10 protein-coding genes are annotated in these 12,158 nt (G+C 64.7%); 4 read left to right on the top strand and 6 right to left on the bottom strand.

The window, feature by feature from the left end; genetic code table 11:
• Positions 1-327 precede the first annotated feature (327 nt).
• Both WD341_RS14880 and WD341_RS14875 read right to left on the bottom strand, forming a co-directional pair.
• A complete protein-coding gene (locus tag WD341_RS14880; protein ID WP_368426263.1) occupies positions 328-1,062 on the bottom strand; it encodes a hypothetical protein in 735 nt (244 codons plus the stop codon).
• A gap of 694 nt (positions 1,063-1,756) precedes the next feature.
• Positions 1,757-2,566 (bottom strand): class I SAM-dependent methyltransferase, encoded by an 810-nt coding sequence (locus WD341_RS14875; protein WP_368426262.1) that lies wholly within the window; start codon positions 2,564-2,566, stop codon positions 1,757-1,759.
• A 447-nt stretch (positions 2,567-3,013) separates the two neighbouring features.
• Between WD341_RS14875 and WD341_RS14870 the strand changes: the two genes are divergently transcribed.
• Positions 3,014-4,060, top strand: a complete 1,047-nt coding sequence (locus WD341_RS14870) for a PEP-CTERM sorting domain-containing protein (protein ID WP_368426261.1) — start codon at positions 3,014-3,016, stop codon at positions 4,058-4,060.
• Positions 4,061-5,656: 1,596 nt separating this feature from the next.
• Here WD341_RS14870 and WD341_RS14865 read toward each other — a convergent pair.
• On the bottom strand, positions 5,657-6,415 hold the full coding sequence (locus WD341_RS14865; protein ID WP_368426260.1) for a hypothetical protein: 759 nt from the start codon (positions 6,413-6,415) through the stop codon (positions 5,657-5,659).
• A 469-nt stretch (positions 6,416-6,884) separates the two neighbouring features.
• Between WD341_RS14865 and WD341_RS14860 the strand changes: the two genes are divergently transcribed.
• From WD341_RS14860 to WD341_RS14850, 3 genes are all read left to right on the top strand, one after another.
• Positions 6,885-7,724: a PEP-CTERM sorting domain-containing protein gene (locus WD341_RS14860; protein ID WP_368426259.1), complete on the top strand. Its 840-nt coding sequence runs from the start codon at positions 6,885-6,887 to the stop codon at positions 7,722-7,724.
• Between the two features lie 720 nt (positions 7,725-8,444).
• Complete coding sequence (locus tag WD341_RS14855; protein WP_368426258.1) at positions 8,445-9,158, top strand: hypothetical protein; 714 nt, start codon at positions 8,445-8,447, stop codon at positions 9,156-9,158.
• Positions 9,159-9,186: 28 nt separating this feature from the next.
• A complete protein-coding gene (locus WD341_RS14850) occupies positions 9,187-9,429 on the top strand; it encodes a hypothetical protein (RefSeq protein ID WP_368426257.1) in 243 nt (80 codons plus the stop codon).
• A gap of 177 nt (positions 9,430-9,606) precedes the next feature.
• Here the strand turns inward: WD341_RS14850 and WD341_RS14845 are convergent, their stop codons facing one another.
• From WD341_RS14845 to WD341_RS14835, 3 genes are all read right to left on the bottom strand, one after another.
• Complete coding sequence (locus WD341_RS14845) at positions 9,607-11,106, bottom strand: hypothetical protein (protein WP_368426256.1); 1,500 nt, start codon at positions 11,104-11,106, stop codon at positions 9,607-9,609.
• Positions 11,085-11,555, bottom strand: coding sequence for a hypothetical protein (locus tag WD341_RS14840; RefSeq protein ID WP_368426255.1), 471 nt, complete (start codon positions 11,553-11,555; stop codon positions 11,085-11,087). Before WD341_RS14840 ends, WD341_RS14845 begins: the two co-directional genes overlap by 22 nt.
• Before the next feature lie 88 nt (positions 11,556-11,643).
• Complete coding sequence (locus WD341_RS14835; RefSeq protein WP_368426254.1) at positions 11,644-12,024, bottom strand: hypothetical protein; 381 nt, start codon at positions 12,022-12,024, stop codon at positions 11,644-11,646.
• Between the last annotated feature and the right edge of the window lie 134 nt (positions 12,025-12,158).

Raw genomic sequence — 12,158 nt, 5'->3', positions numbered from 1 at the left:
CGGGCTGCTTTACGATGTCGGCGGCGATGCCCCCCCGACGGCGTCCGCTGGTCTTACAGTGGCGCCCCACGGCGCGGGCGGTCTACCGCCCAGCCAGCCGGCTCATGAGGCGACGCCGGGGCGGGCTGCTTCTTGCTTGCATTGGAAGCGCCGACGAAACTGCGAGCTTCGGATTATGAGGGCTGATACCCACAGGACTGGCCGATATTTGACCCTGACATGCGTCAAATGGGGGTACTGAGCTGCTCTTCTTGCGCTGCATCAATGCGTTCCAGCGACGAAGGGGGAGTCCTAGCAACCTTGGGACGCCCCTTCCTCACCGCCAACCTACGCCGAGGTGCCTCGACGCCGCCAAATGGAGCACAACGCCATGCACAGTCCGCACAATAGAACCACGAAAGTCGGGGGTTCAGGGACAACCCTGACCCAATCCACCGCCAGCGCGGACTGTACCTGGTTCCCATTCGCGTTCACAACGGCGAAACCAATCCGGTAGATAGCGGTCTCTGTGATGGGCAAGACAAATCGGCGGTAGCTCGTTTCGGGAAATCTGTCACCGGGCGGAATTGTCAATAACGAGTCAGTGTCGGCGAGTACAAAAACCTCTTCGTCAAAAAATAGCCCAGGCAAGAACTCTCGCGTTATCGAGAAGAGTGCGAAATCTTGAGTGTTTTGAAAGTTGAAGATGCCAAAGTCGAAATCAAACACGAGACGTTTGCCGGCAGGAAGCGCAACCGTCTGGGCAAGCGCAGAACCGCCATCGACGGTTCCTTGCCCGAGCGTATTGAGACGACCTGCTGGAAGCTCAAGGAGTAACTCGAGTTGCTCTCTTGGAACCCGAAGGGAGGGGCTGGCCGTCAATATCGCGGCGCGGTCACCTTCTCGAGGTGGGGATGCTATGTTAAATTGGACTCCTGCCGACACAACTCCCGCAACATCCCAGTTCAGTGGCTTCCCTGAGTTCGGGTCGGCGAGCTCAAAACTCGGATTATTGATGCCAATGATGGCCGAGTTCGCAGGGACCGGATCAATGGCGAGTGTGGCAAAAAGCAGTGCGGGCACGACGAGGCGCCAAACGTGGGCCGCGGCTTGTCGGTTCATAGCATGAGAGGCACTCGCAGTACCGATCGCCTCAATCGCAGATTTTAGTAGGTTCTGGGACCTATGCAGCGTCACTCTGACTGTTGCCGCGGCAAGCAGATTTCGCATCATAGCGCACCTCCCGCACGAGAGAGACGGTGCCAAGCCTGCCATAGCCGACCAAGTACGGCTCGTACCCGTCCTATTTAGTTGCAAATTTACGCAAGCGTCGTGCCAAAGGTTCGTCCCCATCTAGTTCAATAGGTTAACCAAACACCGGTCATTGTAGGCGCGTCCAGTGTGTCAAAGATCCGGACGTTTTGGTATCAGGTGTAATGTAAGGTAGCCGTCCGATGAGGACCGCGGAACGGGCGCTATCGTGACGGCGGAGCTGATCCGGGGCGGCCTTGTCGTGCTGGATCACCTCCCTGAGCCGATCCACGCCGTCCGGCGACCTTGCGCTCCACGAGTCGCCGAAAGCCGCCTGCGAAGGCCCACAGTGCCTTCGCAAGCGTGGGAGTTTGCTAAGATGAGCGACCCCGAGACAAAGTTGACGGATCGTACCGGACGCATGGGACAACATCTCCTGGCAGGCGTGCCTGCCGGGTGTGCCAATCCACGGAGCGCCCGGTCGTGACCCTTCAAAACGCCCAGGACTGGTGAACGCGCGCCGGCGTCAGCCCACGCGCGCCTTCACGGCCCAGGCCCTCGTGCCGAGCGCGATCGCGCCGTCCTCCTGTCGAGGCAGGCTGTCGTACAGGCTCTGCCTCAGACGCTCGCGTGCCTCGGGCGAAAGGCTCGCGCAGTAGCCCGGCGCGGGGCCGGCGCCCAGCGTGAAGGGGCGCCAGTAGTCGTCGAAGTCCCGGAACACCGAAGCGGATTCGATGGCGGTGAGCTCGAGAGCGCCGAGGCCGGCCTGCCGGGCCAAGTCGACAAGGGCCTCGCGGGTGCAGAACGGGAAGCGCCGGTCTTCGGTCAGGTCGCGGGCCATGGGGTCGAGTGCGATGGCCGCGGTCCAGAACGCGCGCATGAACTCGACCCCGCCGCCGGGGTAGTCCCAGACGTAGAAGCCGACCGTGCCGCCTGGGCGGACGATCCGCTTCATCTCGCGCAGCGCCCCAGCCCGGTCGGGGATGAAGTTGATGACCAGCGCCGCAACCGCGACATCCCGGCTGCCCGAGGGCTGGGACGCGAGGCTGCCGGCGTCGCCGACGCGAAACTCCACGCGCGGGTCGTCGACGTTCTGCCGGGCCTTGGCCAGGAAGCCTTCGGAAGGATCGACGGCGACGAGGCTCGCCGGCTCGCACTGCCGGACGACGGCGGCCGTCATGGCCCCGGTGCCGCAGCCAAGCTCCAGCCAGTCCAGGCCGCTCGGCAGGGCCAGCCAGTCGAGGAAGCGGGCCGCGACCGGCCGGCTCCACCGGCCCATGTAGGCGTCATAGCTGTCGCCGGCCGCCCAGGCGTCGTGACGAGAGGTCGTCGCCATCGGAACCTCTGAAGACCGTGGCCTGCGCGACCACGGCCGGATCGGATGATACACCCGTCAGCTCGGACCGCGAAGGGGGGGCGCCTCAGGTGACGAGCGTGAGGTGTGTTTGCGACGGGTCATCCCGGCGACGGGTTGGGCCCGCGTGGCAGGCGTCGGCTCGGTAGCAGAGCCGTAGTCGTGGGTCGGCTGACACCTGTTGCTGCATCCTCGCGTCCCGGCTGGTGGTGAACCGCCTGTCGCGATTATCAAGTAGTCAGCAGGCCTTACATTTTGTCGTCGTGTCAACGCAACAGTGACGGGTGAGCTTACAGCTTCCGTTACGTCATCGCGAGAAGTACCTGCCAAGTATATGAAATGTTGTACCGATCGTGTTTGGCTCGAATCTTGCAAGAAAACACCCTCTTAAGGCACGGTGAATTCAGTCTGTGAGAAGAGGAAATCGCCATGCACAGCAATAAGCTCGGGGTCCTGGTGGTGCTGCCGATCGCCCTTCACGCCGGTAGCGCAGACGCCGCGACGATCCTGCAGGAGATGAACCTCATCACTGCGGCCGAGGCGACGACTTCGGTCCTGACGACCTTGGCCGACTACTCGCTGCTGAACCCGGATGGGATCACCAACGGCGGGGCTGCGATTGGCGCGGGGGGCATCTCCTGGTCCGGCGCCTACAGCGATGCCGGCTGGAGCTACGCCGGAGCGGGCGTCTTCGGGGGGGTGCCCCTCACCATGAACTACACTGGCATCCTGAGCGGCAGCGACGGCACGGACGTGACGGTGTCGTTCGACGGAAGCGGGCTGCTCGGCTCGCAGCCCCTACTGATGAACGGCACCACAACGTGGCTGTTCGATACCGGGGCCGGGGACTATCTGACGATGGAGTTCGCGCAGCAGACGAAGATCGGGACCGACTCGTTCTGGGGCTGGGTGGTCGGCGCGGAGTTCCTAGCCGGCATCGGAGCGGGCGTGGTGAGCGGCTTGATTGCCGGAGGAGCAATCACGCTGGGAACTGGCGGTGCGGGAGCTCCTGCCGGCGTGGCGGCGGGGCTCAAGACCGGCCTGATCGTCGGAGGCGCCGCGACCGTCGGTGCCACGGCCGTCAGCGCCGCCGTCAAGACGACTCTGACACCAGATCCGACGCCGCCACCACCGCCGCCGTCGCCGCCGAGCCAAAGCGATCCCTTTAAACCCAGCAACCAAGGGGTCTTGGTGGCCGACGCCGGCAGTATCTACGCCGACGACCTGGCCAACAGGTACCGCTCGTCCGGCTCCTTCACGACGACGCAACTCAGCGGGCGCACCGTCTCTGTCCCCGAGCCCTCGGGGCTGTCGATGCTGCTCGCGGGGCTGTTTGGCCTCTTGTGCGTCTTGATAGGCTCGCGGCGGAGGGCGCCGGGGCGGCGCCTCATTCCCAAGAGGAGCCAGGACCTCGGGGCCCCGCAGGGCGTAGGTCGCGGAGTGTCTGACCTGGGCGAGCTGCTGGCTGCTCGTTAGTTCCTTGGTAGCGGGGGAGGGACTTGAACCCCCGACACGCGGATTATGATTCCTGCGGGACTTAACGAACGAGCGTCGCAGCAGACACCAAAAGACGTGATGGGATGCCCACGCCGCAGCATCTCCGCCGGCCACTGTCCTGACCTCTATCTCGTCGCCCAGCTTTTCGACCTCATACTCAATGTCCACGTTAAAGATTCCTGCTGGCAGTCGGTTCCTGGCTTGGCAATTGTGCACCGCGACCATGGGCGATGGATTGCCGATCGCCACGCGCTCATCGACATGCATGGCGAGGATCGCGCTGACGCCGGCGTAGGCAGGCTGGAGGAAGGAGTCCGTGGGGATCGAGCCATCGTCGCCTTTCGGGATGGCTCCTCGATAGGGGTGGCCTTGGGACAAGATGTCACCGGACTTCCTGGAGACGGACACGGTGATCGGACCCAGCGCTGAGACCATCTCCACAGCGAACGGGCGTTGAGTGCTGCCGTAGAAGGCGTCGAATGGTGACCCGAGCCGGCTGCTATTGATCGCGATCACGTAGGGGTCGGCCGCGCCGACAATCTCCTTCTCGACATAGCCCGGCTTGCCGCCGCGCTCGTGGCCCTCGAGCTTTCGCCACTTCTCGTGCAATGCGTGCGTCCAGCGTAGCTTGATCTGGTCGTAGGGCGTACTGCGCACGACAGGCTCACCGCTTGGGCCCAGGCAGAGGAGGGCCGGGTCAATCTCTGCCGGCCCCGGTGTTATCGCTTCCACCCAGAAGGTGTGCCCACTCCCCTCGACTCGCAAATCTGGTCCGGCTGCCCCTGAACTAAGGCCATAACCGCAGTCGGCGAAATGTCTCGCCAGCAGCATTTCAGTGAGCCGGTCCTGAAATCTGCGTTCGTCTCCTGCAGTGAGCTCTTGGAACGCATGGGGGTCGGCGAGACCTGCGCTGTCGAAATCGCTCCAGAGTGATCTGATGAACGCTCGAAGGCGCTCGCACCCATCGTCATCTCGAGGGTACAGAGCGCGCAGAAAGCTCTCGAGGCTCGTCTTGCGATCTTTAGGTATCATCGACAATGGCCGCGCCGGTCAGGCGAGTACTCATAGCTTGGATTGCGCTCGTCACGGTAGCGATATGCAACGACCTGGGCAGAGGAAGCCTCAAGGAGTGGCGGGGAGCAGGCGACGGTGGACCTGCCGGCGTCGCGGACCGTCTCGCTTGAGCTGGACGCGCGCCGCCCGCGGCCCAGGCGGCCCGCAGTCAAGGAATCTCTTCTCGTGGGTGAGCGGCCCAAGACATAGGTGACAGTTCGTACCGGACACATGGGTAACACCCCCTGGCAGGCATGCTCGCCAGGAGGTCGTGATGCCGTGAAAGGCGTGATGGGTAGTAAACTAAACTAAACTAAACACCTAGACATGGGGCAGTGTCCGGCCTTCTGACTTCCTGGTCACAAAGGTGCCTGCCCTTAGCTAGCAATCGCATCTCTCTCAGCCTCGGGGCGACCGCGGCGCCCGAAGAGCCGGGCTAGCTGCAGCCGTCCGGCCTCGCGGCAGGCGCCCTTGAGACCGTCCGGCTCGCACCGAAGTGGCGCTGGCGGCGACCCTCCATGGCTATGCCGCCCTCCACCGCGCACGCCCAGCACAAAATGGAAGAGCAGCGAGCCCGGCGAGTAGCAGAAGCACGGTCGGAGGTGCGGGCACCTCAACCCAGCGCATCTTTACCTGGTACTTGAAGCTGCTCTGCACTCTGTCGTCGCCGACGCCGGCGGTGGCGACCGCATCCAGGTTGAGGGTGCCTGTGAGGGAATAGTCCCCATTTGGGATTGAGAACACATTACTCCCAAAGAGAACGCTTTCATTAACGGTTGATGTTCCTTCTGCTCTCCTTAATCCAACTCTAGATGGGAGGCTAGCGACAACAGCATTTGTGTTCGTTCTGACTAGGGTCGCGTTGCTGAAATAACTCGCGCCGCCCGGGTCACTCTCTGTATCCTGGAGAGAGAGGGAGCCGGTCAACTGATCCGCCAGCAGCACAATGAATAGCGGCTTGGATTTGTTGACACTGAACTGGAATGTGAACTCCAAGTCGACGGACGCCGAGTTGCCGCCAAGAAGGTCCTCGAACGCCGTAGCGGTGCCTTGTGCAGTAGCGCTTGTCTCGCCCGAGAGGCCGTCAGGTGCGACGAGATTCGTGAAGGTCAGGGGCGAATAGGACGCGCTTGCGTCGCTGGTGCTCGATGTATTGGAGGTAGTATATCGCCAATTGTCGGTGATGAGGAGTGTTGCGCTTGCTTCCGTCGTGCTCGCTACGACGGTGGTGGCGATCATCGCAGACAAAAAGCCAAGCAGGGCAGCCGACCGCTTCGTCATGGACGGATCCTCCTCCGATATCGCTGGCATCACCAGAGCCGGATTGGCGGGTGCCACCGTCAACTGACCGTACACCTGCAAATATGATGCCAGGAGGCCCTTGGCTGAAAGGTCAATGCAATCAACGGTATCGTCCGTTACGAGCCCAGTGCACGCGTCAAGGGGATTGACGGTCCTGCACCTGGTGTCAAGTCCGCTTGACGGAAGTTGCGACGCCGCGGTCAGGCCGTAGTGGCCGCAGTGGGCACCGATGTCGACGAAGCGGTCGTCCGGCCGGATGGCAGCCTGCGCCGTTGGCAAAGAACTTTGACAGCCTCAGCACGTCGGCTGACGGCAGCGCTGTTGGCGCCGCCTACCACGTTGGAAGTCTTAGAACTTCCTCTCTGGCATGCGGCTTGCGTAGATCTCGGTGCCCAAGTGCTGCTCCTTCTGGCCAGAGCAGTTGCTTGAGGCCGAGAAGGAGAACGTCATGGAACGGATGCGCCCGATCGTTGCGGCACTAGCAGCGGCCGCTTCCCTGATGGTCGCAGCGCCGCTGACTCACGCGGCCGCGATCGGAGCGGTCTATGGCAGCGGCTTCTCCGTCTTTCCCTGGGTAGCGCAGATCGGCACCGATCCCGATGACTACGTCTCCGATCATGATGTTTTCGACTATCTCTCCATGTCGTTCGTGGACGTGGCGGTCACTCAGCACAAGCGCGAGGTCGGTGACGCGACAAGCGGGTCCGAATACTACGGGGAGGTGGGACCGTCGGGTGCAAGCTACCACATCGATGCCTGGTCGATCGTGGACGGTGTCGGGTACGCCGAAAGCAGCATTGCCATTGAGTTCACTCTGGCGATCACGAACGTCAGCGACATCACGATCGGTTTCTACTATTTCAGCACGTTCTACAGCGCCTTTCCGCCTGGCGCATTCGGCCTCTCAGGCGCCTACGTCAATGACGTGGGGCGGGAGATCGCCTTCTTCGAAAGCTCTCTGAGAGACACGTCGGAGCACAGTCCTGACGCCTTTATCGGCGACTTTCATACCTGTCGCACCGATAGCCCTCCCGGCCACTACTATGTCGACGACAGGAACCCGCCGACGCTCTACTGCGCGCCGCAGTCGCCAGACCATAGCGAGCTTTGGATTTACGGTCTTGGCTTGGCACCAGGGGAGTCGCGGTACGTCTCTGGAGAACTCCGCATCACGACCTGGGCGCGGGCCGTGCCCGAGCCCGGCTCATGGTTCATGATGCTGAGCGCGACCGCAGTGGTGCCCATGCTCCTTCTGCGGCGTCGCCGACGGCAGATGCTGGGCGCCTAACATGACGGTTCTCAGCAACCGGTCCTCGATGCGATCGTTCGCTTGGATCATGGTGGCCGCGTTGAAGGCGTCGCTGCTGAGCATGTCCATCGTCTGAGGCACTGTCTCTCTCCTTTTAGGGGTGTGCGACGCATTTCCTGGCCGTGATGTTGACGGCCTGGGCTCGGCCCGGACCGCCGCCTTCTGCGCGCCGGGGATGCCGTACGGCCAGACCAGCAGGTCGGACTTCACCTCGGCGAGGCCATGCACCACCGTGCAATCCTTGGCGCCGGAACTGGCGATCGTCGAGCATAGGTGACAGATCGTACCGGACACATGGGTAACACCTCCTGGCAGGCGTGCTCGCCAGGAGGTCGTGATGCCGTGGAAGGAGTGTTCGGTGATGGACGAGCGCCTGCGGTTCGTGGCGGCGACCCGCTGCCGGGGTCCAGTGCCGGACTGCCGGCGGTCCAGCCGCGCGGACGCGGGCCACGCGGCCGCGGCTCGACCAGGATGTCGCCGTGCGAGGGCGTCAGCAGCCGGCGCAAGGGCACCCGAGGCAGTCGGGCTGCTTTACGATGTCGGCGGCGATGCCCCCCCGACGGCGTCCGCTGGTCTTACAGTGGCGCCCCACGGCGCGGGCGGTCTACCGCCCAGCCAGCCGGCTCATGAGGCGACGCCGGGGCGGCCTGCTTCTTGCTTGCATTGGAAGCGGCACTGCAGTCACCAGGGAGAGAAAGCATGCGGAAGAACCTGTTCCCGGTCTGCGCACCGGTTCTCGCCGTCCTGCTGAGCCCCATCGCGGCCCTGCTCGCGCCGGACGCCGCACGGGCCGCCTACGTCCAGTACGACTCCCGAGCCGCCTTCAACGCCGTGGGGCCGACGATCGCGGTCGACTGGGACGTGTTCGGCCCGGACGGCACGCTGATCTTGACGCCGGACCAGCGCATCGTCAGCGGCCTCACCATCGGCGTCGCCTCCTCACAGGGGCTACTGCAGCGCGCCGACGAAGGCGCCAGCTACACCGGCAGCTTCGCGCCGGGGGATCATCTGCTGACCGACGCGGGCAGCCAGAGCGACACCTTCATCGTGCGCTTCGGCACCCCGGTCAGCGGCTTCGGCGCCCAGATCGACGCGCACTATCAGATCGGCCCCTTTACCGGCTTCGTGGAGCTGTTCTCAGTGACGGACATGCCGCTGTTCACCGCCAACTTCTCCGGGACCTCGAGCAACGCCCAGGACGACTCGGCACCCTTCGTCGGCGTGGTGTCGGAGGTTGCCGACATCAGCTACGCCAGGTTCTTCGTGGACCAGCCGGGCCCGCTGCAGCCCGCGGGCGCCCTGGCCATCAACCGGCTGGACGTGCTGGTGGCCGTCCCGGAGCCGCTCGGGCTCGCGCTCGCGGCCTCGGGACTGGCCGGCATGGCGTGGCTGCGGCGCCGGCGGAGCGTCTGAGCCGCTGGCGCGGCCATCCTGCAGGAGGATGCGTGATCAGGCGGTCCCGGCATTGCATGATTGGCTCTACGAGAGCGTTCATGGCGCGCTTCCTGCTAACATGCGACGACCTGCTTTAGGGTCGCTCGCCGGGATGGAGGCGTTCGTGGTCAAGCGCGCGGGTGTTATCGGCTTTCTCATCGCATCGGCCTGCCTGCCGGCGGCCGTCGCCCGCGATCTCGCCGGCGAGGTCGTTGAGCGGCCCGGTGGTCAGCATGGCGCGGCAGTGTAGCGGACGGCGCGCGGGGGTCCAGGGTGTAGCATCGCACGTTGCGCGCGGGATGCCCGCAGTCGTGGTCGGGGGTGCGCTGCCCTACGATGGCTCAGGGCCCCATCCCGGCGCTATGCGCGGGCGGGCGGTGCTGCGCGAACAGCGGTCGCGGGCGAAGCGTCAAGCAGCGGCGCGCGATCACTTCGCCAGCCATGTGTGGGCACCCTCGCGGATGAGCGCGTGAGTGACGCTAAGTCCACAGTAGCCTGCCATCGTCTCCGCGATCGGTGACTTGAAGCCGGCTTCTTGCGGTCGGCAGAGGCGCTCGATGTCCGCCGACCAGGTCGCGCGGGCCTGGGCAGCGCCGGTAAGGTCGGCGCGGCCGGCGTCGGCGAGGGCGTCGAGAACGGCAACGGAGCGCTGGAGAAGGGGAAAGCGGCAGACGACCGACCAGATAGCCTGCTGGTCGCCCTCGCAGAGGTCGAGCTCGTCGGCCGCGGCGAGGATATCGGGCGGAAGGCCCTCCCACAGGCGTTCGGCATCGCGGACATAGAGGTCGGAGGCGCCGATTACCGGCCAGGGCAAGCCGAATCCGAGCGCCGACTTCGAGTTGAGGACCAAGCCGCCCCCCTCCTTCAGGAGGCGCGCCATATCCGAGGTGGTGGGTAGATCGCCCGACGGAGTCGCGGTCCAGGTCTCGCCGACGCGCCGCACCTCGCAGGCGACAGTGCCGCGGCCGCCGATGACCTGGGTGATCGTATAGACCGGGCCGCCATCGCCTTCGACGACCGCGACGTCGAACGCCTGGCCGAGGCCGAAACGGAAGAATGCGGCGCCTGGCAGCCAGTCGTCGCGCACGCCGGTGTAGTAGGGCGCGCCGGCCGTCGGGTTTGCCTCCCAGAGCAGCGTGCCGAGCACGAGCGAGCAGCCCTGAAGCGCCTCGATCATGCCGACGTGGGGTGGCGGGCGGATCGCGTCAGCGACGACGAGAATCTCGTTCTCGTAGGCCTCGTGCCAGCGGTCGATGTAGAGAAACTCGCTGGCCCCGACCCGGCCCAGAATTTCGAAGAGCAGGTTCGGCGAGATCTGCCAGGGGCCGGAGCGGCGCTGCAGGTCTTGTATGTTTTCGCGGGTTGGCTTGGCGACGTCGGCCAGCAGCACGGCGGCCTCTGTCTCGAGCAGGGCGGCGGGCACCTTGCCCGGGAGCGAGGGCGCGTGAAGGCCGAGCGTGCCGCCGACGTGCAGTACCCGCGCCGGAGCCGTCAGGACCCCGCGGATCACCATCTGCTGGCCACCGAGAAAGGCGAAGGCGCAGGAGGAAAGGCACTCGTCGCCGGGGCCGACGAAGGTCATCACGCTCGCCTGTGCGATGGCGTCGCCGAGTTTGATCCCGGCCTCGAAATTGCCGCCGGGCGAGTTCATCGAGAGAACGATACTGCCGAACGGATCGGCACCTTGGAGCAACGGGGCCAGCTTGGCGGCATCGCCTTGCTCGATTCTGCCCTCCATGCGGATGTGGCGGAGGGCGGGCAGGCCGGGCTTGTAGCCCGACGCGAAATAGTCGCCGACGGTGCTCTTTGGAAAAGGAGAAACGTAGTCGGTGGCGAAGGCTTCGGCCTCGTAAAACTCGGCGGCCCGGGTCAGGGGCGCCAGAGACGCTGTCAGAAGGACCGCCGCTACGAAAAGGCCGGTTCGCATGTGTAGTTCCTCATTCTGTCGACGCCAAGGCCGAGGTTGCCCAGGTCGTTGATGCGCCGATACTCTTCGATCGCGGCCCCGAACGTGGCGTACAGGCCCCTGGCGTAGGTGGTGAGGTATTGGCAGACGATGTCGCGGCGGCACAGACCGGCCTCGACGCACAGCGCCGCCTCGTCGAGGAAGCGGGTGACCAGCAGAAGCTCGGATAGCTTGGCGCGGGAGGTCGCGCTTTCGGAAAGCATCTCGCCAACCGCGATCTGCGCGATCTGCTTGTCGTTGGGACGCTGACTCTCCGGCGCCGTCCGAAGGCGCGCATTGTAGCTGAAGGCGACGTCGTCCAGCACGCCTCGCGCCCTGGCCACCTCACCGCCGTGAAACCGCTCGATCAGCGCGAGGGACCGTTCGATCTTCGCCGTCCGATCCATGTGGCGCAGTTCGAGCCACAGCAAGAGAAGGCCGAGAAGTCCCACGACTATGCCGGCAAGCTCGGCGCTGGCGCGGAGCGAGCGCCAACTCGGCCGGTCGGTCCAGTGCGGCCTATCCGTCATCCGGGCGGCAGGACGAGAAGTTGAGTGCCACTAGGTCGACCGGTACCGGCCGGGCGACCGCGGAATAGGCGTCCCGCAGGCATTCGAGCTGCTTGCGCGTGAGGACGATGATGTCTTCTCCAGTGCCACCGGCGATGCCGGGCCCGTCGACGCCGGAGCTTGCGATAGACTGCGAGGAGGCGTCGACGCCCGCGTCCTCGCAGCCCGCGACGACGATCAGGAACACGTCGCGGTCGGGCTCCGCGAGATAGGTGTCCGCTCGGGCCCTGAGGCATTCCGCGGCGTCGGCGGCTATGCGGTAGGGCTCTCCCGCCTCGGCAGGGAGGCCGGCGATTGCAAGCGAGGTCGCAAGGACTGCCAGCGAACGCATGGCGGCGACTTTCTGAAGAAGTCGACGCACCTATGATACGGCATGGCAGAGCGGTTTGGCCAGCCCTAGCAATCAGGGGCCACGGCAACGAGTCCAGGTTAACGGGCAGGTGCGTTGAGGATGTCGGTGAGGAA

Source organism: Tistlia sp. (assembly GCF_040905785.1).
Lineage (GTDB): Bacteria > Pseudomonadota > Alphaproteobacteria > Kiloniellales > DSM-21159 > Tistlia.
Note: the sequence above shows the minus strand (reverse complement) of the source record. Positions and strands in the feature narration are given on the sequence as shown.